Origin of the sequence: Mycolicibacterium peregrinum, from assembly GCF_001665625.1 — a bacterium.
Classification (GTDB): domain Bacteria; phylum Actinomycetota; class Actinomycetes; order Mycobacteriales; family Mycobacteriaceae; genus Mycobacterium; species Mycobacterium peregrinum_B.
Genome location: NZ_LZSY01000023.1, coordinates 34939 through 56141, shown reverse-complemented (window position 1 = coordinate 56141; position 21203 = coordinate 34939). Strand labels below are relative to the sequence as shown.

24 protein-coding genes and 5 tRNA genes are annotated in these 21203 nt (G+C 66.8%); 14 read left to right on the top strand and 15 right to left on the bottom strand.

What is annotated here, in order from left to right:
- Positions 1-352, bottom strand: a 352-nt coding sequence (locus A5779_RS04250; protein WP_064879275.1) for a TIGR02611 family protein, incomplete at its 3' end; no start/stop codon positions are given.
- A complete protein-coding gene (locus A5779_RS04245) occupies positions 349-981 on the bottom strand; it encodes a PaaI family thioesterase (protein WP_064879274.1) in 633 nt (210 codons plus the stop codon). The genes A5779_RS04250 and A5779_RS04245, both read right to left, overlap by 4 nt.
- 31 nt (positions 982-1012) lie before the next feature.
- Here A5779_RS04245 and A5779_RS04240 point away from each other — a divergent pair, with 31 nt between their 5' ends.
- Positions 1013-1510 carry a DUF1990 domain-containing protein gene (locus tag A5779_RS04240; protein WP_064879272.1) on the top strand — a complete coding sequence of 166 codons (498 nt, stop codon included), beginning with the start codon at positions 1013-1015 and terminating at the stop codon, positions 1508-1510.
- Positions 1511-1524: 14 nt separating this feature from the next.
- Positions 1525-2592 (top strand): NAD(P)H-dependent amine dehydrogenase family protein, encoded by a 1068-nt coding sequence (locus A5779_RS04235; RefSeq protein WP_064879270.1) that lies wholly within the window; start codon positions 1525-1527, stop codon positions 2590-2592.
- Here the strand turns inward: A5779_RS04235 and A5779_RS04230 are convergent, their stop codons facing one another.
- Genes A5779_RS04230 through A5779_RS04220 form a run of 3 tightly spaced genes read right to left on the bottom strand, consistent with a single transcriptional unit; the run spans position 2593 to position 5171 of the window.
- Complete coding sequence (locus tag A5779_RS04230) at positions 2593-3393, bottom strand: SDR family NAD(P)-dependent oxidoreductase (RefSeq protein WP_110776873.1); 801 nt, start codon at positions 3391-3393, stop codon at positions 2593-2595.
- Positions 3394-3435: 42 nt separating this feature from the next.
- Entirely contained in the window at positions 3436-4233 is a 798-nt protein-coding gene (locus A5779_RS04225; protein ID WP_064879269.1) for an NADPH-dependent oxidoreductase, read from the bottom strand.
- Positions 4233-5171: a TauD/TfdA dioxygenase family protein gene (locus A5779_RS04220; protein ID WP_064879267.1), complete on the bottom strand. Its 939-nt coding sequence runs from the start codon at positions 5169-5171 to the stop codon at positions 4233-4235. The genes A5779_RS04225 and A5779_RS04220 overlap by 1 nt, the downstream gene beginning before the upstream one ends.
- A gap of 298 nt (positions 5172-5469) precedes the next feature.
- On the opposite strand from A5779_RS04220, the gene A5779_RS04215 reads away from it, so the two are divergent.
- Entirely contained in the window at positions 5470-6402 is a 933-nt protein-coding gene (locus A5779_RS04215) for a LysR family transcriptional regulator (protein WP_064879265.1), read from the top strand.
- Positions 6399-7448 carry a ketopantoate reductase family protein gene (locus A5779_RS04210; protein WP_064879263.1) on the top strand — a complete coding sequence of 350 codons (1050 nt, stop codon included), beginning with the start codon at positions 6399-6401 and terminating at the stop codon, positions 7446-7448. Before A5779_RS04215 ends, A5779_RS04210 begins: the two co-directional genes overlap by 4 nt.
- On the opposite strand, the gene A5779_RS04205 is transcribed toward A5779_RS04210, so the two are convergent.
- Both A5779_RS04205 and A5779_RS04200 read right to left on the bottom strand, forming a co-directional pair.
- Positions 7411-8712, bottom strand: a complete 1302-nt coding sequence (locus A5779_RS04205; RefSeq protein ID WP_064879291.1) for a cytochrome P450 — start codon at positions 8710-8712, stop codon at positions 7411-7413. The two genes, A5779_RS04210 and A5779_RS04205, sit on opposite strands and share 38 nt — an antisense overlap.
- 118 nt (positions 8713-8830) lie before the next feature.
- A complete protein-coding gene (locus A5779_RS04200) occupies positions 8831-9700 on the bottom strand; it encodes a polysaccharide deacetylase family protein (protein WP_064879260.1) in 870 nt (289 codons plus the stop codon).
- 59 nt (positions 9701-9759) lie between these two features.
- Here A5779_RS04200 and A5779_RS04195 point away from each other — a divergent pair, with 59 nt between their 5' ends.
- Positions 9760-10116: a MerR family transcriptional regulator gene (locus tag A5779_RS04195; protein ID WP_064879258.1), complete on the top strand. Its 357-nt coding sequence runs from the start codon at positions 9760-9762 to the stop codon at positions 10114-10116.
- Position 10117: 1 nt separating this feature from the next.
- On the opposite strand, the gene A5779_RS04190 is transcribed toward A5779_RS04195, so the two are convergent.
- Entirely contained in the window at positions 10118-10522 is a 405-nt protein-coding gene (locus tag A5779_RS04190) for a DUF302 domain-containing protein (protein ID WP_064879256.1), read from the bottom strand.
- A gap of 183 nt (positions 10523-10705) precedes the next feature.
- Between A5779_RS04190 and trxA the strand changes: the two genes are divergently transcribed.
- Together trxA and A5779_RS04180 are read left to right on the top strand one after the other, a co-directional pair.
- Positions 10706-11089 (top strand): thioredoxin, encoded by a 384-nt coding sequence (trxA, locus tag A5779_RS04185; RefSeq protein ID WP_064879254.1) that lies wholly within the window; start codon positions 10706-10708, stop codon positions 11087-11089.
- 123 nt (positions 11090-11212) lie between these two features.
- Positions 11213-11929 (top strand): TVP38/TMEM64 family protein, encoded by a 717-nt coding sequence (locus A5779_RS04180; RefSeq protein WP_064879252.1) that lies wholly within the window; start codon positions 11213-11215, stop codon positions 11927-11929.
- A 3-nt stretch (positions 11930-11932) separates the two neighbouring features.
- On the opposite strand, the gene A5779_RS04175 is transcribed toward A5779_RS04180, so the two are convergent.
- Positions 11933-14338, bottom strand: a complete 2406-nt coding sequence (locus A5779_RS04175; protein ID WP_064879250.1) for a Tex family protein — start codon at positions 14336-14338, stop codon at positions 11933-11935.
- A gap of 105 nt (positions 14339-14443) precedes the next feature.
- Positions 14444-14518 (bottom strand) — tRNA-Val (locus A5779_RS04170).
- A 211-nt stretch (positions 14519-14729) separates the two neighbouring features.
- On the opposite strand from A5779_RS04170, the gene A5779_RS04165 reads away from it, so the two are divergent.
- From A5779_RS04165 to A5779_RS04140, 6 genes are all read left to right on the top strand, one after another.
- A complete protein-coding gene (locus tag A5779_RS04165) occupies positions 14730-15140 on the top strand; it encodes a hypothetical protein (protein ID WP_082941520.1) in 411 nt (136 codons plus the stop codon).
- A 109-nt stretch (positions 15141-15249) separates the two neighbouring features.
- Positions 15250-15322 (top strand) — tRNA-Gly (locus A5779_RS04160).
- Positions 15323-15353: 31 nt separating this feature from the next.
- Positions 15354-15427: transfer RNA gene (locus A5779_RS04155), tRNA-Cys, on the top strand.
- A gap of 16 nt (positions 15428-15443) precedes the next feature.
- A tRNA-Val gene (locus A5779_RS04150) sits at positions 15444-15518 on the top strand.
- 122 nt (positions 15519-15640) lie between these two features.
- Entirely contained in the window at positions 15641-15970 is a 330-nt protein-coding gene (locus A5779_RS04145) for a DUF732 domain-containing protein (RefSeq protein WP_082941519.1), read from the top strand.
- 91 nt (positions 15971-16061) lie between these two features.
- On the top strand, positions 16062-16409 hold the full coding sequence (locus tag A5779_RS04140; protein ID WP_413784891.1) for a hypothetical protein: 348 nt from the start codon (positions 16062-16064) through the stop codon (positions 16407-16409).
- Here A5779_RS04140 and A5779_RS33965 read toward each other — a convergent pair whose 3' ends face one another.
- The 3 genes from A5779_RS33965 to A5779_RS04130 form a co-directional block, all read right to left on the bottom strand.
- A complete protein-coding gene (locus tag A5779_RS33965; protein WP_165609738.1) occupies positions 16410-16574 on the bottom strand; it encodes a hypothetical protein in 165 nt (54 codons plus the stop codon). It abuts the gene before it with no gap.
- Positions 16574-16924 (bottom strand): hypothetical protein, encoded by a 351-nt coding sequence (locus A5779_RS04135; protein ID WP_064879245.1) that lies wholly within the window; start codon positions 16922-16924, stop codon positions 16574-16576. The genes A5779_RS33965 and A5779_RS04135 overlap by 1 nt, the downstream gene beginning before the upstream one ends.
- Before the next feature lie 148 nt (positions 16925-17072).
- A complete protein-coding gene (locus tag A5779_RS04130) occupies positions 17073-18782 on the bottom strand; it encodes a serine/threonine-protein kinase (protein ID WP_064879243.1) in 1710 nt (569 codons plus the stop codon).
- Positions 18783-18963: 181 nt separating this feature from the next.
- On the opposite strand from A5779_RS04130, the gene A5779_RS04125 reads away from it, so the two are divergent.
- Positions 18964-19036: transfer RNA gene (locus tag A5779_RS04125), tRNA-Gly, on the top strand.
- Positions 19037-19048: 12 nt separating this feature from the next.
- Here the strand turns inward: A5779_RS04125 and A5779_RS34770 are convergent.
- On the bottom strand, positions 19049-19174 hold the full coding sequence (locus tag A5779_RS34770; protein ID WP_269085834.1) for a hypothetical protein: 126 nt from the start codon (positions 19172-19174) through the stop codon (positions 19049-19051).
- Positions 19175-19499: 325 nt separating this feature from the next.
- A complete protein-coding gene (locus A5779_RS04115; RefSeq protein ID WP_236734641.1) occupies positions 19500-21131 on the bottom strand; it encodes an alpha/beta hydrolase in 1632 nt (543 codons plus the stop codon).
- Between the last annotated feature and the right edge of the window lie 72 nt (positions 21132-21203).

The window sequence follows — 21203 nt, the reverse complement described above, 5'->3', positions numbered from 1 at the left end:
ACAGCCACAGCGTGCCGAGCACGACCAGTCCCGTGAACGCCGCACTGACCCCTTTGACCGCGATGTGCTGGCGGTCGAACCAGGCCATCACGACGTCGTAGCGAGCCCGGACGTAACGCAGCGCCCGCTTCGCGAAGTCGAATTCGCTGGCCAGGATCGCCAGGCCGAGAAACACGATGGCCCAGCCGGGTCCCGGGTACGGGATCGCCACGATGCCGACCGCCAGCACGAGCGTACCGACGACGCCGACGACGATCCGGTAGGTGAATTCCGCGGCCGGGCGGGCGCGCAACTGGTCCCGCCAGCGCGCCCAGCGCCGCTTCAGCGCGGCGAGGTTGGAGCCAACGCTCATGGCTGCCCCGGCTTGAGCCGAACGAACAACGCCTCGGCCTCGGCGAGCACGTCGTCACCGTCGAGCAGTCGTCCCGCGACGAAGATCTTGCGGCCCTCGATGCGGTCGATGCCGGCCTGCACCTGCAGATCCTTCTCGATCGGGGCGATCTTGCGGTAGTTGACGTGTAGATACGCGGTGCGCTGGTACATGCTGCCGGTCAGTTTGGCAGCGGTGTAGCCGAGCAGCGAGTCGAACAGCAGCGCCAGCGAGCCGCCGTGTACCGCACCGTTGCGGCCGAGGTGGAAACGCCGGAAGTGGGCGGTTCCGGCGATCTGGTTGTCGGCAGTCCGTTCCAGATGCACCGGCACGTTGTTGACGTTGCCGCGGTTGGGCAGGTCCATCCGGCGGCCCGACGGCGAATTCCACTCGTCGGCCTCGTACGGAGCCAGCAGTGCCGACACCTTCTCGATCAGGTCGGCCGCCTCGGTGATGACCTCGTCGGGCGCGTCGGCGCTGCGGGCATGGTCCTGCAGCGTGCGCACCGCCTCGATGAAGCGGCCGTAATCAGGGCCCCCACGATCGGTGGGGTCGGGCGGATTGAACCCACCGCCGGGGTGCGCGCCTGCGGTGTCGATTTCTGGGGCCACGAAGCCACCGTATTAGTGCCATGGTGGTGACGTGAAACTGCGCGACCTGGCAGAGCTGTCATTGACCTATCCGGAGGTCGGCGCCACCGCCGGCGAACTGCCCACGGGCTACCGGCACATCCGGTCCTCCGCGGTGATCGGCACCGGCCGTGACCGCTTCGAGCAGGCGGGCGCCGACGTGCTCCGGTGGGGCATGCAGCGGGGCGCGGGCCTGCGGGTACAGGCCACCTCCGACTCCGCCGCCGAGGGCACCGAGCTGATCGTCGGGCTCGGCCCGATCCCGGCGCCGTGCCGGGTGGTCTACGTGCTCGACGAAGCCGACCGTCGGGGGTTCGCCTACGGCACGCTGGCCGGCCACCCCGAATCGGGCGAAGAGTTGTTCTCGGTCCGCTACGACCCGGAGACCGACACCGTGCATGCCGAGGTGGCTGCGTTCTCCCGTCCGGCCACCTGGTGGAGCCGTTTGGGCGGGCCGGTGACGCGGCTGCTCCAGCAGATCGTGACACGCCGGTATCTCACCGGCATCTGAGCTTCAATAGCCCGATGACATACCGGGTGATTCAGTGGGGCACGGGCGCGGTCGGGATCGAGACGCTGGCGGCGACGCTGGACGACCGTCCCGATCTCGATCTGGTCGGCGTTCGGGTGTATTCGGATGCCAAGAACGGTATCGACGTCGGCGACCTGCTGGGCCGGGCGCCGATCGGGCTCCGCGCCACGAGCGATGTCCAGGCCATCTTGGACCTGGAGGCCGACTGCGTCGTGTACACCCCGCGGACCACGAACCTCGACGACGTGTGCGCACTGCTGGCCGGCGGCAAGAACGTGGTGACGACGGCGTTTCTGTTCCATCCGCAGCGCCTGCCCGAGGCCGCCCGCGAGCGGTTGATGGCCGCCTGCACAGCAGGCGGGACGACAGTGCACGGCAGTGGCCTCAATCCCGGCAACCTGTCCGGTGCCCTGCCGTTGGTCCTGTCGGGCATGAGCCGGCGCATCGACAAGATCACACTGCAGGAACGCGCCGACTGGTCGGATTACGACAGCACCCACATCACCTTCGACAACATGTCCTTCGGCCGTCCCGTCGACGAGATCGGTGTCGACACAACCGAATTCCTGGCGTTCAACAACGAACTTTTCACCGAGCAGGTGTGGCTTCTGGCCGACGCACTGGGTGCCGACATCGACGAGGTCACCTCGTCGGTTGAGGCTGTCCCCGCACGCCACGACCATCAGATCTTCGACCACGTGCTGGAAGCCGGTACCACGGCCGGGCAGCGGTGGAACTGGGTCGGAGTTCGCGACGGCGAGCCACTCGTCGAGATCGAGACCCTCTGGACCGTCGGCAACGAGTATCCCGATCACTGGCCCCGGCCCAAGCACGGCTGGACGCTGACCATCGAGGGCGACCCGTCCATGCAGACCCATTTCTTCAGCCTGGCCAGCTTCACCCGCGAGGCCACGATGGCCGAGCACGTGCGGGCAGCCAACGTCGCCACGGCGATGCAGGTCCTCAATGCGGTACCGGAGGTGTGTGACGCCGCGCCCGGGTTCGCCACGCTCGCGACGCTGCCACTGATCCGCAGCCACACCGGGTTTCGGCGCCGGTGACTACCTGACCACGGCCGAGCTGGGTTCTCTCGGCGCACCGAGCATGTCCCGGTGCGACGGGGGCACCCGGCCACCTTCGTCGGTGATGCCGTAGCGGGTCGCGAGCTCGGCACCGATCACCGTGTGCCCGGACAGCTGCGCCAGGTCCGGGTCCCGGTACAGCGCGTCGATGAGATAGCCGGTGAACTCCGGGGTTTCGGCATGCTCGGCGGTCTTGGCCAGCGCGCCGGGGTGGCCGGCGAAGGCGGCCTTGAATTTCTCGGTGAGCAGGATTCCCATCCAGATCGAAACCGTCGACACTCCGGTATCGGCGAAGTCGACTGCCATGTCCGCGGCCAGCTTGTCCACCCCGGCCTTCTGCGCCCCATACGCGGGGCCGTGCATGTAGCAGACCGAGCCGGGTGAGGAGGTGAACGCGATCAGGCCGCGCTCGGCGGCCAGCAGTAGCGGCGCGGCGTACCAGGACGCCACATAGGCCGAACGCAGTCCGACGTCGAGCACGTCGGCCAGCTCGATCGGCTTCTCCCAGAACGGTTTCGGGTTGACCAGGTCATCGTGGACCGCGGCGGCGTTGTTGACCAGGAGGTCCAGCCGGCCCTCCTGCTCGCCGATCCGCTCGAACAGTGCGCCCACCGCGGCGTCGTCGGAGTGGTCGAGGGGTACGGCGATACCGCCCTCCCCCGGATCGGTCACTGTACGTCCGGTGACATACACCCGCCAACCCGAGGCGAGCAGGGCCGCGGCGATCCCGCGGCCCGCGCCGCGACTCGCCCCCGTGACAACAGCGATCGGGGTATCCACGGTTATCAACCTACGGGGGGTTTCGCCGGGTGGGCACACCGGTCAGCGCGACGGGAGCCCCAGCCGTTCGAGTTGCTCGCGGAGCCGGTGCCGCCCGGACAGCGAGTGCGGACCGGCCAACCGGCTCAACACCCGCTCACTCCAACTGCCCGACAACCCGTAACGGGTGTTGTAGACCGCCAGTCGTTCGTCGTAGCCGGGCAGATGCGAATCGGCGGCCGCGGCGTCGTACTGCTCGTGATGCAGCACGGCAGCCTGGGGTAACCGTGGTTTGATCCCGGCGTTCTCCGTCGGATCGGGTGTACCAACCGCGAGCCCGAAAGTTGCGACTGCGTGCGGCGGCAGCCCGAGCTCCGCCGCGACCTCCTCGGGATGGTTGCGGACGGCCCCGACGAAAACTGTTCCCAGACCCTGGGATTCGGCAGCCACCACCGCGTTCTGCGCAGCGAGCGCGGTGTCGACGAAACCGATGATCGTGGATTCCAGGTAGTCTGCGCCGTCCAGCGTGACCCCGGTCCGCTGCGCCAACCGGCGGGCACGCCCCAGGTCGGCCACCCACACCAGGAACAACGGGGCCTCGTTGATGAACTGCTGGTTGTTGGCCAGGATCGCCAAGCGGGCCTTGCGCTGCGGATCCCGTACGGCGATCACGCTCCACGGCTGCAGGTTCGACGAGGTCGCCGCGGACTGGGCCGCGGCGACCAGCGCCGAGAGTTGCGCGTCGCTCACAGGTTGGCCGCTGAACTTGCGCACAGACCGGTGCGCGAGTTGCAGGGCGAGTGTGGCGTTGTGAACCTCGAGCGCGGCGTCGACATCGCCGTAGCGTGCGATGACCGTCATCAGGATCCGTAGAACGGCACGCCGGACACCGACTCGGACGAACGTCCGTCGACACCGGTGGGGACATCGCCTTCGAGGGTGACGCGGTACAGCACCCGGTCGTAATCGAGGTGACCGGCGTCGTCGATCGCCAGGTGCGCGGTGGCCCGGTTGTCCCAGAACGCGATGCTGCCCGGCGCCCAGCGGAACCGGACGGTGTACTCGGTGCGGGTCGCCTCGTCCCACAGCAGCTTCAGGATCGCCTCGCTCTGCGTCGGCGAGTAACCGCGGATCTCCCGGGCCCCGCGGGTGAATCCGGGGCTGACGAACAGTGCGCGCTCCCCCGTGACCGGATGCACCCGGACCGCGGGGTGATACGTCACCAGGTTTGCCTCGCGCACCTTGCGGTCCCGCTGGCTGCCGGCCACTGCCCGGGTGTTGAACTGGTGCCTGATGTCGAGCTTGTCGGCGAAGTCACGTAGATCCTTGGGCAGGTTCTCATACGCCGCAACGAGATTGGTCCAGGCTGTATCGCCACCGTATGGCGGCAGGATGTGTGCCCGCAGGATCGAAGCCGCGGGCGGGTTCACCAGTGCGGTGACGTCGGTGTGCCAGCTGTTGTCGTAGGAGGTACGTTTCCGGCCCAGGTGGCGCTCGTAGCGGCGGCTGTCGATCGGCAGGATCTCGGGGAACCCTTCCGGCGCTTCTTCCTCGTGCGGATGGGCTGGAGTCACCTTGCCGAACTTCCGCGCGAAGGCGACCTGTTCGGCGTGGCCGATCTCCTGGTCCCGGAAGAAGATGACCTTGTACGTGTGCAGCGCATCGCGGATCTCGTCCACGACACCGGCCTCCAACTCGTTGCGCAGATCGACGCCGCGGACTTCGGCGCCGATGTAGCCGGCAACCGGCACGATGTCCAGACCCGTATCGGTGAGCGGCTTTTCGGTGACATCGGTCATCTGTGGACTCCCTTGTGGTGGCGTGATGGTGGGCTGGCGAGGCGTACTCGACCGACTCGCTCAGGTCAGAATCGACGCGCAGGTGGTGGCGAACAAGCGTCTGTGGCTACCGGAACCTTTCAGTGCGACTTAACATCTCAGGCACCGCCCGCAGGCGCGAGAATTACAACCGGCGTGATTCCTGCACCCGACGTGTCATAAAACCCCTGATCAGGGCGGTGGGACGGGCCCCAACCGGCTGCACATGTCAGCGACAGCGCGACCTGTTCTGCGATCATCACCTCGCAGGAGGTGCCTGATGCTGGACTTACGTCGGATGATGCTGCTGTCCGATCTCGCAGACCTCGGCTCGGTGACCGCCGTGGCCGAACATCGCAACATCACGAGTTCTGCAGTATCCCAACAACTTCGTGTCCTGGAGGAAGAAGCAGGCGCAGTCCTGTTCCGTCGGGACGGGCGAACCCTCGGACTGACCCGCAGCGGCCAGGTCCTCGCCGAGCATGTGCGTCGTGTCCTGGCCGCCGTCGACGACGCCATGAGCGCGGTCGCCGAAACCAGGGACCGGGTGGCAGGGCAGGTCGCCATCGCCACGTTCAACATGGGGATTCCGACGCTGGCCGTTCCCCTGATGCAACGGCTCAGCATCACCGAACCGGATCTGCGTGTGCACGTTCAGCAGGACACGAGTTCGGGCGCGCTGCGCCTGCTGCGTCAGAGTGAGGTGGACGTCGCGATCACCTGCCACTACGACGTCCTCGGGCCCGACTCCGCCGGCGGACTGACCACCGTGCCCTTGTTGTTCGAACCACACGTGCTGCTGGCGCCCACGCAGTCCCACCTGAGAATCCGCACTCAGGGCCTGTCTGCCCTGGCCGACGGATTCTGGGTGACGGGCCCTCAGGGCTCCGGCCTCGAGATCGCCGCGACGCATGCGTGCCAGAGCGCCGGGTTCACCCCACAGGTCAAGCACCGGCTGATCGGCGCTCAGAACATCTGCGAGCTGGCCGCCACCGAGGTAGCGTCGGCCATTGTGCCCCGGCTGTCGGTTCCCTCCAGGCTGGAAGGACTGCTCGTGGACGACCTCACCCTCGGCGGCCGCACCATCAGTGCCGTGGTGCGCGCCGGCCGGCAGCGCGATCCCAACATCGCACTGATCCTGCGCACCCTGCGGACGATCGCCGAACAGGCTTTGCCCGGACACTCCACCGAGCCGCTCGGTGTCGCATCGTGACCACGCCCCGACCGCTCGTGGTGTACGGGGTCGGCGCGATAGGCGGCGTGATCGCCGCACGGTTGCGGCTCGCCGGGTTCGACGTGACAGCTGTCGCCCGCGGCGAACACCTCTCCGCGATCCGCGCCCGAGGCCTCACGCTGGTGACACAGGCCGGTACCGATGCAGTGGCACTCCCGGCCGCACCGAGCGCCCGCGAGGTCGACTGGTCGGCCGACCCGGTGGTGATGCTCGCGGTCAAGAGTCACCAAACCGCCTCGGCCCTGGATGATCTCAGCGCTCATGCCCCGCCGGAGACCGCGGTGTTCGTCGCCCAGAACGGAGTGGCCAACGAGCCTGCCGCGCTGCGGAGTTTCGCCAATGTATACGGCGTCACGGTGATGCTCCCGGCGGCTCACCTCGACCCCGGTGTGGTCATTCAACAGAGTCACCCGGTGGCGGGGATCCTCGATCTCGGCCGCTACCCCACCGGCCATGACGAGCCGGCCGAACTGGTCGCCGCCACGCTCCGCGCATCCGGGTTCAGTTCCTCGGTACGCGACGACGTCATGGCGTGGAAACACCGCAAGCTGATCGCCAACCTCGGCAATGGCGTGATCGCGGCATACCGTCCGGGACCGGACGCCGACGAACTGGTCGCCCGCGCCCGCACCGAGGCCGAACACGTTCTCACCGCGGCCGGCATTCCCTTCGTCACGGCCGAAGAGGATGCGCTACGGCGTGGGGATCTACTGCAGGGCAGGGTCAACGACGACTATTTGAGCTCCACGTGGCAGAGCGTGGCCCGGGGCCACACCCAGGTAGAAACCGACTGGTTCAACGGTGAGATCGTGCTTCAGGCCCGCCTGCACGGTCTGCGGGCCCCCGTCAACGAACTGATCCAGCGAGTCACCGCCGAACATGCCCGGGTGGGCCGCCCGGTGCGCTCCCTGGACGCGACCGCCGCCCTCAAGAAGCTCGGGGCGGCTACGAATCCCCGGCGGACCCACGAGTTCGAGGAACCTCGCGCTAGTCAACCGCGGTCCACGCGACCGGCAGGTGTTTGACGCCGTGCACGAACGCTGAACGCAGGATGGCCGGTTCGCCGATCGCCACGATGTCGGGAACCTGGCGACGCAGTTCGTCGAAGGCCACCCGGATCTCCCGCCGGGCGAGGTTGGCTCCCAGACAGAAGTGCACTCCGCCGCCGCCGAACCCGATGTGCGGATTGGGATTTCTCAGCACGTCGAACCGCCACGGGTCGGCGAAGGTCTGCTCGTCACGGTTGGCCGAGTTGTACCACATCGAGACCTTGTCTCCCGCCTTCATCTGAACGCCGCTGCGCTCCACGTCCTCGGTGAGTGTGCGCCGCATGAAGATGATCGGTGACGCCCACCGAACGATCTCTTCGACCGCCGTCGGCGATACCGCATCGAAGTCGTTCCACCACTTGGCGCGTTCGTCGGGATAGCGGCTCAGCGCCACCATGCCATGACTGATGGCGTTGCGGGTCGTATCGTTGCCCGCCGCCGTCAGCAGAATGAAGAAGGAGGCGATCTCGTTGGACGACAACCGTTCTCCGTCGACTTCCGCCTCCACGAGACTCGTCGTCAGATCGTCTCCGGGATGCGCGCGGCGCTGTTCGGCCAACGCCACGCCGTAGCCGGCCAACTCGGTGGCCACCTGCAGATACCCACTGAAATCGTCGGTGGAAACCTCGTCGTCCCCGGCCCCCATGAGCACCGAGGTCCAGTGAAAGAGCTTGGCCTGATCTTCCTCCGGGACGCCCATCATGTCGCAGATGATCTGCAGCGGCAGCGGCGAAGCCACCTCCTCGACGAAGTCCGCGGTGCCATCAGGGTGTGCACCCACCATGGCGGACACCAGCCGATGCGCTCGGTCCCGCACGCTCTGCTCGATCCGCGCGATCACCTTGGGTGTGAAGGCCCGGTTGACGATGCACCGCAGCCGGGTGTGGCGGGGATCGTCCAATGTGATCATCGACCCGAAGAACTCGGCAATCTCGGCGGGAACGTCGTTGAGTGTGGTGCTGGTCGGGCTGGAGCTGAACAGCTCAGGGTGCCGGCTGGCGAAGTGCACATCGTCGTAGCGGGTGAATGCCCAATGCCCGGCGCCGCCGGGAAATCCGGCGTACTCGGCCACCTCGAAGAACGAGATCGGCGCGTCGTGACGCAGCGTGGCGAAGGCGCCGTCGCGCGCATCGTCGTCACGCCCCCAGAAGTCGAGCGATCCGAGGTCGATCTCGGCGAGAGGCACCGATGGTGGTGCGGCACCGTTTTCACGGTGGGCGATGCCGGCGATTGCTGTCATCGTGGTCCTCCCGACGTTCTCGGCGACGCGGACCACCGGTCACCGGCCCCACCGCCCTACCGCAGTGTGACACCCCGTACAGCGCCGGTCCAGGATTGCGAGCCGAATCGTGCTGCGGCTATTGGCGTTCGCAATCATTCCGCACATGCGCGGCGATCTCGTCACTGGTCGTCAACCACACGTCGGGTTGAGCGGCCAGAAACTGCAGAACCTGATCGAAGTACTTGTGCCGGAACGGTTGCCCGATCACGAACGGGTGCAGCGCCAGGGCCATCACCCGACCGCTGGTGGCCGAATCCGCGTGTAGCTGCTCATACTGATCGATCACCATCTGCACGAATTCACCCCCGGTGAAACCTTTCCCGAAGATCAGTAGGTCGTTGAGCTCGACCGAATACGGCACACTGAGCATGCCAGGGACCGTCAGCGGATAGGGCTGGTCATCGTTGGTCCAATCGAGGACATAGTGAAAACCGAGTTCGGCCAACAGGTCCGGAGTGTGCGCGGTTTCGGTCAGGCCTGGCCCCATCCAGCCCAGCGGGCGCCGGCCCGTCGCATCGGCGATGTCGTCGGCGATCGAGGTGAGAATCCGACGCTCCTCGTCGACAGCCAACCCGGTGTGCAGAATCGAGTTGGTCTGCCCGTGCGCCAGCCATGCCCAGTTCCGTTCCACACCGGCGGCGACGATCTGCGGATGATGCTCGATGACGGCCGTGTTCAGCAGCACACTGGGACGAATACCGTGCCGGTCGAGGGTGTCGATGGTGCGCCAAATCCCCACCCGCGCGCCGTAATCCCGCCAGCCGTAGTTGAGCGCATCCGGGGTCAGCTCCGCTGTCCCCGGCCAGATGCTCGTCGAGGGCCGATCGACGAGGAAGTGCTCGACGTTGAGCCCGATGTACACCGCCACTCTCGCGCCACCGGGCCAACAGATCGGCGGGCGTTCAGTGATCGGGCTGTAGGCGAAAGGCGGTTGCGACGTGGTCATGGCGAACCTTACGAGCTCACACCAATGTCAGGGTCAAGTCGCGTGGGTATAACTGGCATATGCGCATAGGCGAACTCGCACGTCGCACCGGGGTCAGCCAACGGTCGCTGCGCTATTACGAAGAGCAGGGACTGTTGGCGTCCGACCGCACGTCTGGTGGGCAACGCGAGTATCCGGAGAAGGCTGTCGACCGCGTGATCCGCATCCAGGAGCTCTACGCCGCCGGGCTGCACAGTCGCACCATCTCGTCGCTCCTACCGTGTATGCGCGACACCGACGGCGGACCGGCCCCTCAGGCCACGCCCCGGCTCCTCAGCGAGCTGACCGCCGAACGCAACCGGCTCGAGCAGGCAATCAGGGACCTGTCGACCTCACGCGAGATTCTCGACGGCGTGATCGACGCGGCCTCGGAGTGATCTAAAGACTGTCGAGCGCCGCCTGCAGGCGTCGGCCGACCTCGGCTGCGATATCGGCCAGCGCCGGCTCGTCGGTCACCTCGGCCATCAGGTTGGGGTTCATCGCCTCGACGACGACCACCGCGTCCCCCTCCGGCCCCGTGCGCAACACCACATTGCACGGCAACAGCACGCCGATCGGTGGGTAGGCACCGAGTGCCTTCTGGGCGAACTGAGGATTGCAGGCGCCCAGGATCAGATAGTCCCCCACCTCGTCACCGGCACCACCGCCCAGTTTGGCGTTGAGCGTGGCCCTGATGTCGATCTCGGTCAACACACCGAATCCCTGCTCGGCGAGCGCGTCTCGCGTACGAGCGACAGCCTCGTCGAACGGGCCTCTCGTGGTGGCCACCATGGCGATGTCCATCTCTCGATTCCTTTCGTCCCATACCAAGCGAGTGCTCATTCTGCCGCCACGCTACCCGCGGATACATCGCCCAGAGGGCGAACGAGGCCACGGAATAAATACCCCTGGGGGTATGTTGGAAGTGGTCGAACGAATCGACCTGCGGACATCGCCGGCACTTCAACGCGAGACAAGGAGATCAGAATGACCACCCGAAACATCGGCTACGCGGATTTCGAGTCCACGATCCGGGACAACGACATCGTGCTCGTCGACTTCTGGGCTTCTTGGTGTGGCCCATGCCGCGCTTTCGCCCCGACCTTCGAGCGGTCGGCCACCAACCACCCCGAGATCGTGCATGCCAAGGTCGACACCGAGCAGGAACAAGAGCTGGCGGCGCTGATGAAAATCCGGTCCATCCCCACCATCGCGGCCTTCCGCGAGGGCGTCCTGGTCTTCAGCCAGCCCGGGGTTCTGCCGCCGGCGGCACTCGAGGATCTGATCTCGCAGGTCGCAGCACTCGACATGGACCAGGTCCGGGCCACCGTCGCAGCACGGAAAGCCAAGAGTCACAGCGCCGCGAGCTGAACAAGGAGGATCGACAGCCTAGGACGGCTGCGCCAAGACGCCGCGCTGCAGCTGTGGCAACCCGACGGCAGGTGACCGCGCCCCGCGATGACGGTACGGCCGTGGGGAAGAATCGTGGGCGCCATGACTGACGACGACGATCCCCCCGCCATCAGCCGGCGGCCGCACATCCTGCGGCTCGTCGCGTTCGCGGCCTTTCTGTTCGGCCTTTTCTATCTCGTGGCCGTCGCGCGCGTGATCGACGTCGACGACATCCGGGCCCTGGTCGCCTCGACGGGGCCCGCCGCACCGCTGGCGTATGTCGTGGTGTCGGCTTGCCTCGGCGCACTGTTCGTGCCGGGCCCAATCCTGGCCGCGGGCAGCGGGGTGTTGTTCGGTCCGGTGTTGGGCACCTTCGTGACCTTGGGCGCGACGGTGGGCACCGCGGTGGTGGCCAGCCTGATCGGGCGACGCGCCGGCCGCGACAGCGCCCGGGCTCTGCTCGGGGCGCAACGGGCCGATCGGCTGGACCATCAGATCGAACGGGGTGGTCTGTGGGCGGTGGTCGGACAGCGGTTCGTCCCCGGACTGTCCGACGCCCTGGCGTCCTATGCGTTCGGAGCCTTCGGGGTGCCGTTGTGGCAGATGGCAGTCGGGGCGTTCATCGGCTCGGTGCCGCGCGCCTTCGTCTACACCGCGCTGGGCGCGTCGATCGGTGATCTGTCGGCCCCGCTTGCCTACACCGCGATCGGGGTGTGGTGTGTCACCGCCGTCGTCGGGGCGTTCGCCGCCCACCGCGGCTACCGCTCCTGGCGCCGCCACCACTCCGGGGCCGATCAGGCCCCGGAGCAGACCGCGTAGCCGCTACTTACCGAAGCCCGCGTTGCGCAGCGCCTCGGCCATCGAACCCATCGGCTGATTCGAGTCCCGGCGGCCGGAGTTGTTGCCGCGGTTCTGGTTTCGCCGGTCACCGCCGCGCCCCTGATTGCCGCGACCTTGATTACCGCCACCGTCACGACGGTTCTGGCCACCCTGGCCGCCACGATCGTTGCGGTCGGGTCGCTTTCCCTGCTGCGGAGTGTCGTTGAGCCGCAGGGTCAGTCCGATCCGCTGCCGCTCCACGTCGACCTCGACCACCTTGACCTTGACCACCTGGCCCGACTTCACCACCTCGTGCGGGTCGGAGATGAACCGGTCGGCCATCGCCGAGACGTGCACCAGTCCGTCCTGGTGCACGCCCACGTCGACGAACGCGCCGAAGGCGGCCACGTTGGTCACCACGCCCTCGAGCACCATGCCGGGCTTGAGGTGGGCGACCTTCTCGACCCCGGCGGCAAAGGTGGCAGTGGAGAACGCCGGCCGGGGATCACGCCCGGGCTTCTCCAGTTCGGCCAGGATGTCGGTCACGGTGGGCACACCGAACCGCTCGTCGGCGAAGTCGGCGGGCTTGAGCCCCCGCAGGGTGCGTTCGTCACCGATGAGCTCGGCGAGCGTGACGTTGGAACGGTCAAGGATGCGCCGCACCACCGGGTAGGACTCCGGGTGCACACCCGAGGCGTCCAGCGGATCCTCACCGTCGCGGATCCGCAGGAAGCCCGCACACTGTTCGAAGGCCTTGGGACCCAGGCGCGGAACGTCCAGCAGCGCCTTGCGGCTGCGGAAGGCACCGGCGCTCTCACGGTGGGCCACGATGGCCTCGGCCAGGGATTCGGTAACTCCCGACACCCGGGCCAACAGCGGCACCGAGGCGGTGTTGAGATCCACACCCACCGCGTTCACCGCGTCTTCGACGACGGCATTGAGGCTGCGCGCCAGCGAGCCCGGCGTCACGTCGTGCTGGTACTGCCCCACCCCGATCGACTTCGGGTCGATCTTGACCAGCTCAGCCAGCGGATCCTGCAGACGTCGGGCGATCGAGACTGCGCCGCGCAGGGTCACGTCGAGGTTGGGCATCTCCCGGGCCGCGTATTCGGACGCCGAGTACACCGAGGCGCCGGCCTCGCTGACCATGGCCTTCGCCGGCGCTTTTGCCCCAGCTGACCGGATGTCGGCGATCAGCTCACCGGCCAACGCGTCGGTCTCGCGCGAGGCGGTGCCGTTGCCGACCGCGATCAACTCAACGTTGTGCCGGGCGATCAGCGCCGCCAGAGTGGCCTTGGCCTGGTCCCACTGCTTCTGCGGCTGGTGCGGGAAGATCGCGCAGGTGTCGACCACCTTGCCGGTCGCGTCGACGACGGCAACCTTGACGCCCGTGCGGAAACCCGGATCCAGACCGAGGGTGGCGCGGGTGCCGGCCGGCGCAGCCAGCAGCAGATCCTTGAGGTTGCGGGCGAATACGGCCACCGCCTCCTCCTCCGCACGCTGCCGAAGCCGGATGCGGGCGTCCACAGCGGCCGAGATCATCAGCTTGGCGCGCCAGGCCAACCGCACAGTGGTGGTCAGCCACGGAGTGGCGGGGGCCTTGGCAGCCATGTCGATGCCGAGAGACTGCGCGATCATCGCCTGGTAGAGGTCGTCCTCACCGCCGTCGAAGTTGAGCGACAGTGCCTGTTCCTTCTCGCCGCGCAGCACCGCGAGCACCCGGTGAGAAGGCATGTTCTCGAGCGGCTCGGAGAACTCGAAGTAGTCCCGGAATTTCTGCGCAGCAGGGCTTTTCGCCGCCTCATCCGACCACGGGCCGGTACGCAGCGAGCCGTCTTTCCAGAATTTCTCACGGGTCGCGCCGACCAATTCGGCATCCTCGGAGGCCCGCTCGATGATGATGTGACGGGCACCTTCCAGTGCGGCGGCCGCGTCTGCGACGTCGTCGTTGAGGAACTCACCGGCCGCCTCGTCGGGCACCAGCGACGGATCGGCCAACAGCCGCTCCGCCAGCGGCTCCAGGCCGGCCTCCTTGGCGATCTGGGCCTTGGTGCGCCGCTTGGGCTTGTACGGCAGGTATATATCTTCGACCCGCGCCTTGGTGTCGGCGGCCATCAGGGCCGCCCTCAGCTCGTCGGTGAGCTTGCCCTGCTCCTCGATCGAAGCCAGCACGGCCTCCCGACGCTGGTCGAGCTCACGCAGGTAGCCGAGGCGTTCTTCGAGCGTGCGCAGCTGTCCGTCGTCGAGACTGCCGGTGACCTCCTTGCGGTACCGGGCGATGAACGGGACCGTCGCGCCCTCGTCCAGCAGCGCCACGGTGGCGACGACCTGCCCCTCGCCCACGGCGAGTTCCTCGGCCAGACGGGCAGTTACGGATTTGATGGTTCCGACGGTCACGCTCTGAGTCACGTCGGAGGACCCTACCGAATCGGACGGACAACACTCCGTCACCGCCGCGTGTGTGTCCGGCCACGAAAAAACGGCCCCGGATTTCTCCGAAGCCGCCTGAGGTGATGGTGGTCCCGGCTGGGTTCGAACCAGCGACCTTCCGCGTGTGAGGCGGACGCTCTCCCACTGAGCTACGAGACCGTGGGAACGACGTCGAACACTAGCACGCGTTTCCGGTCAGACCCGAATCGGTATCCACCCGATCGACTTGTTTGATTTGCCAAATATGCACGCCGATGCGGGCGTATGGTCACCCGTCATGGTTCACCTGCAGGTCCGCTGGCCGGCGGTCAGCGGCGCAGTTTTTGCTGCTAGTGCACTATTTTCCGGCTGCCACAGCGCCCCAGACGCCATGACAGATCAGGCCCCGGTCGTAACGCCCAACATCCTGAGCGTCGCCGACCTGGTGAACCGGCAGGTCACGGGGCCGACGAGCTTCGACTCGCCGTCGGGCAACGTGCGGTGCTACCTCGATACCGCGACGGCGCGTTGCGACATCATCGAACGTAACTGGGCCCCGCCCCTGCGACCGGCCAGTTGCGCGTTCGACTACGGCCACGGGATCACGCTGAGCCCCGGGCGCCCCGCGCAATTCGCATGCGCCGGCGACGCCGCGCCGCGCGCGGACCTCCAACTGGCCGACCGAGACTCGATCACCGCAGGAACGCTGCGCTGCGAGGGCACTGCGACAGGCATCACATGTCTCGACGTGAAGAGCCGCCACGGGTTCACCCTCTCCCGGCACGCCTATCACCTGTTCTGAAACACCGTTTTTGGCCGCGCTTTGCCCTCCCGTAATGGGGATTTGTGTCTGCGCACGTCGGTGGACTAATGTTCTGCATCGCGACGGGCGACGATCTCGCTCGTGGCGCGCGGATGTAGCGCAGTTGGTAGCGCATCACCTTGCCAAGGTGAGGGTCGCGGGTTCGAATCCCGTCATCCGCTCGAAGGTGCGATTTGTGGCATCAACCCCAGTGGTGGAGTGGCCGAGTGGTGAGGCAACGGCCTGCAAAGCCGTGCACACGGGTTCGATTCCCGTCTCCACCTCCAAGAAGGTTTTCGACCCGCGCGATTAGCTCAGCGGGAGAGCGCTTCCCTGACACGGAAGAGGTCACTGGTTCAATCCCAGTATCGCGCACCACATTCTCCGCAGATGAGGCCCGGTTTCGACCGGGCCTTTCTTGTCTCTGCCACATGTTCGACTTTCCTTGCGGCCCCCGATAATTCGCCAACACGCGGGGTGGCTTCAGCAATAATTCACAGGTGATCCCCGTCAAATACGCAGCGGTCGCCTCGACCCTGCTCACCGTCGCCGCGCCGATCGGGACCGCGCACGCCAGCGATGCCAGTTATATGGAGCGCCTCAGAGTCGACTTCGGCTCCGAACTCGCGCCGGACAAAGAGCAATACGCACTGAAAACCGGGCATTTCTCCTGCGACTTGATGCACGATGGGACACCCCGCGAGGATGTCGTGGGACTGTTCAAGGCGTACAACGATCAGCAGTCCCCGGAGCGTCAGGTGACCCTGGAGCAGATAAACGACCTGGTCGACGCGGCGCAACTCGAGCTCTGTCCCGACACGATCGACTAGGCGACTGATACCACTGTCGGACGTAGTGAGCCAATAAGGCGGTTCGTTCGATCACCTGATTGTTCGAACATATGATCGATCCGTGGGCGACATGCAGGCCATCGGCTACGGCGGGCAACCCGTCCGCGACGCGTTCCGCGTCGTGCGGCCACCCGCGCCCGTCCTGGTCGATCTGGTCGCTCTGTTCCCCCGCGAACCACACCTGGCGGGTCGCTACCACCCGTTGGGCATCCAGATGAGCAAGGTCGTCGAAGGCAAGCTGAGCTGCTGGGCGCTGTGCGAACAAGGCCAGTGGTGGGGCCTAGTCACCTACCCCATCCGTTTCGGAGCGAACGAAAAAACCGTGACCCACTGGATCCCCGCATGGGTACTCAAGCCTCATGAGGGACAAGGAGAAAAGGCTTCAAAAGGTCTTCGAAAGCGTCGCCGCCGAAGCTGATCAGAACGCTGCCGATCCGTACTCGACGGCATGTGGCCACACCTGCTGAAATGCGTACCCGTCCCAGATGCAGATCGATGACGGGGTGACGAACGCCGACCCATTCCAGATCTTCGGGGCGCCGTTGACGAACGCGGAGCCGTTCCACACCTTGAGGTCAGGCATCAGGGCACCACATAGAGCACGCCGGTTACCCCAGACGTGGGAAGCGTTCCGACGATGACGCTGCCCGCTGCGCCGGATTGAACAGCCCCGGTGACGCGGGAGTCGTTGCCCTGGCACGCCGTTCCCGCCGTCGCACCGTACGACACCGCCAGCGTGCGGTTGGCCGACAGGTCACCACCACCGGTCAGGCCCGTGCCCGCCGTGATCGTCGTGGCTTTGTCAGCTTTCCCTGACAACGCGGTGACAGCCGCGGCGAGGTCCGTGGTGTTCTGATTGACCGCGTCTGCAACGGCATTCTGATCCGACGCGGTGAACAAGTCACCGATGGTCCAATCATTTCTCAATGGCATGGTTGGCATCTTGGTCGGTGGCGCACAGCGAATCCTCGAAACCGGAAAACCTGACATCCGCAGCCACGCCTGGACCACACGTAAGTAGCAGCCGGGCGGCGCTTTTCGGCAAAGCTGCTGAACTCCTGTTGCCGCTCGGAGCGGGCACCTATGCCGGTGGGAGGGGCGCAGCGGGCGGAATGGGGTTCGGGATGATCGCGCCGATCGCCGGCGGTGGCGCCACCGGAGGGGCGGGCGGCAGCGGAGGGGCGGGCGGCAGCGGAGGAGGCACCTCAGGGCCCGGCGGCAGCGGCGGGGGCAATTGCGGAGCGGGTGGCAACGGATCCGCAACCGCGGCAGGGTCGGCAATCGGGCTGCCCGGTGGAACTTCGTCGAGCCGGGTCGCGAGAACCGGCACGGTGATCACCGCACCTTGCAGCCCACACTCGTTGGACTGGATGGTGGTGGTTTGAGCGCCGGCCAGCCCGCCGTCCGGCTGGGGTGTCAAGGCCAACGCCGTATCCGTTGCCTGTGCCAGCCCGACGTTCGGCGCCTCGCAGGGCAGTGAGCCCCGCCCCGGATCACCCTGCCAAGAATCGTTGAGGAAGCGGAACACCGCCGTCATGCCGCCGCCCTCGAGGTAGGGAACGGCATGGTTGATGCTGTCCATGCGTGTCGAGGTCGTGACACATCCCGCCGGTGTACAGGCCGATCGGAATGCCCACCAGTAGCTCGCGATCTGGTTGCCCGCCGCGGGCCAAGGGCTGCCGTTGAGTGTGGCGTGGATGTTGTCGTAGTCGAGGCGGTAAAGGCCGTCGAAGACCGGGCTGCTGGGCGCTGGGACGGCCGCTGCAATCGTGGCGCCGGCAACGGCTGTGCTCGGTGGTGGGCTCGGCTGCTCACTGGTTGCGGCGTCAGCCGATGGCCACAGCTGCCACATCCCGACGCCGGCGACGACGCAGACGGCGGCGGTCGCCGCTATGGGCACCCAGCCTGGCATCTGGGGTAACCGAAACCCGGGCTGGGGCGCCGGGGCGGCCGATGCCGGCGTCAAAGTCACCGCGGGCAACGGGGTTTCATCGGCCAGGGCGTGGGCAAAAGTGCCGCAGCTGACGAATCGGTCGGCCGGGTTCTTGGCCAGAGCTTTGGCCAGCACCGGATCGAGGTCGGCCAGCTCGGGCCGCATGTCGGCCAACGCCGTCGGCTTGGAGTTGACGTGGCGGCTGACGACGACAGCAGGATTGGGATGGTCGAACAGCTGCGTTCCGGTCAACAGGTGGTAGGCGGTGCAGGCCAGCGCGTACTGATCTGCGCGGCCATCGACGTCCTCCCCCATCAGTTGTTCGGGCGCGGCATAGCCGGGGTTGTCCGCAGCCTCGCCGTTGCGTGCGACACCGAGGTCGACCAGCACCGCGCGCGGCTCCGCATCACCATCGGCGTCGGTGACGATGATGTTGGCCGGCCCGACGTCGCGATGCAGGGAACCGTGCTTGTGGGCGTAGTCGAGCGCGCCGGCGACCGCGATGACGATGCGGAAAACCTGTTCGCGCGGCAGGCCGTCGGGGTACCGCTGATCGAGAAGACCAGCGAGATCCGTGCCGTCGACGAAGTCCCTCGATATCCAGAACTGACCGTCGTGTTCCCCGCGGCCCCGGACTCTGGCGATGCTGGGATGCCACAACGCGGCGGCCACATCCGCCTCACGGTGAAACCGCTCCCGGTACCCGGGCTCGTCGGACCAGTCCCTGGGCAGCACCCTCAGCACCTCAGTGCCACGACGCCTCGGATGCTGAGCGACGTAGACCTCCCCCGCCCCGTCTGGCCCCAGCGGTCGAACGATCCGGAACACGGAGAACGTCTCATCGACGTTGAGCGCCATCCAGGAATCCTACGAACTGCACTCCGACGCCTGTCGCCGGCATCCGGATCACGACACCGTTTCCCGGGCCCGGACTGGTTACGTTGCCCCGCAATGCAAGTCAAACCGCGGGATTTGTGTCTGCGTGCGTCCGTGGGCTACTGTTCGGCTTCGCGACGGGCGACGATCTCGCTCGTGGCGCGCGGATGTAGCGCAGTTGGTAGCGCATCACCTTGCCAAGGTGAGGGTCGCGGGTTCGAATCCCGTCATCCGCTCAGAAGGTGCGATCAGCGCTTGACCGCGTACCGTTCGGTTGTCCAACGGCCCAGTTCTGTGCGCCAGGTGACCTCGACCTCGGTGTCTCCCGCGGCGGACAACACAACACCGAGGCTGACGGAGTCACCCGGATCCACCGAACTCACGGTTTTTTCGGCCGACCCCGAGGAGTTCGAAGCCTTTGCCGTGACCGAGCGAGCCTTGTTTCCACTCGCATGACACCGTCTTCGGCCCAGGCGACGCGCCACGCGACGAACGACTTCTCCGTGCCCAGCTCGCGACCGCGGGCCGCTTCCTCCATCGCCTGTCCGATGAGGATCCCGAGCTGAGCCTGGTTCACACGAATCCGCTTGGCGAGCACTTCGTTGCGCCACGCCACAGCACCGATCGCGAGCAAGATCGGCCAGAACAAGAACACCACGCCGACAATCCACCCGAACAGTCCTCCCACAAACGCGCAGACTACGCGAAGCGGCCGATCGCGTCCTGAATCCGCTGGGTCACTGCGGGATCCCAACCCTTCGGCGCGAGGATGTCGACCCACAGGTCAGCGGCATCCGGTCCGAACGCATGCCCATACCCGTAGGGCACGTCGGCGGAGAAAATCATGTCCAGCGTGACCTGCCAGAAGGTGACCAACGGTAGCCAGCGCATCCCCGGGTCCACATCGGGTCCCAGCGGTTCCCGCAACCAGTCCGGCCGGTGCAGCAGCAGGTCGAACGACCACCACGTGATCGGATCGCTGGCGTGCTGCCAGAACACCACACGCGGAAACTCCCAGTGCCCAGCGAGATTCACATCGGAGGTCCGGGAGGCGAAGCGGATATGGCGTCCTCCGTCGATCACCGGTAGTCGTTGCAGCGAGCCGGGATCCCTGTTGGCGGTGAGTCTCCCCCACGGCTGCGCGAAGTTGGGCGTTCCCACCAACAACGCGCCATCGGTGCGGCTGACGATATCGGCGCCGGAGGCGAACGCCGACTGGCCGCCGAACGAACCAAGGCTCTCCCCGAACACCACCAGTTTCGGCCGTTTGACCTCTGGCAGCGCCACCCAGACCCGGTGCACCGCTTCGAACAGTGCCTGCCCTGCCAGCGGTGGGGTCTCCCGGTCGGCGATGAAGGACAGCGCGCTGGGCAGGAACGAATACTGCATCGACGCGATCGCGGTATCCCCGCCGTTGACGTATTCGAGGGCGGCCGCCACATTCGGGTTCACCCAGCCGCGCCCGGTGGTGGTCACCACGGCCAGCACCTTGCGCTCGAAGGCGTGGGTGCGGTGCAGCTCGGCGATCACCTGCCCGGCGATGCCTTCGACGCTGTCGGCGGAGGTGCGGCCGGCGTACACCCGGATCGGCGTACGTGCCGGCGCGCCGGTCACTTTCGAGATCTGTTCGACGTTGGGGCCACCGGCCACGAAACTTCGGCCTTCGCGCCCGAGGGAGTCCCACGGCTGCGCCGAGGCCGGCGAACCGGAACGCTCCGGCGCACTCGGTTGCGTCACGCCCTCCGCGGTGCTCTTGTCAGCCGTCTTCGCGGAATGTTCGGCGATGCTCAGCAGGCCGCGGTGCAGGGCGCCGTCGAGCCCCGTCACCACCAGCGTCACCACGATCACCACGGCAGCCAACCGGGCCACCGGGCCGGGCACGAACCGGCCACCGAAATCAGTCAAACGATGGGTGGCCCAACGTAATCCACGCCCGATCGCCACAAGCGCCAGTGCGATCACCAGAGCGAGGAGCAGCACCAGGAGGTAGAACGACCGCTCGGCACGTGGCATGCCGATCAGGTCGCGCACGATCTGCTGCCACCACGACCCGAGCACCAGGAACGTCGGGACAACCACGGCGGCGGCACCGGCCAGTGCCCACCACCCGATCCGTCGGATGCGCACGGACCATTGCGGACTGATCCCGCAACGCCGCACGACCCATGCCGTCGCGCACCCCAACCCGTATCCGATCCCGACACTGATACCCGTCGCGACCCCCTGCAGGTACCACGCCCGCGGTAACAGAGACGGGCTCATCGACCAGGCGAAGAACAGCAGCGCGACGGCCAGTCCGACCGGATGCAGGGTGCGTGCCGCGGACGTCACGGGCGCCGGGATGGGTAAGTCCCGCAAGGCTCGCAGCACGAAGTACCGCCCTTCATCCAGATGAGTATCGAG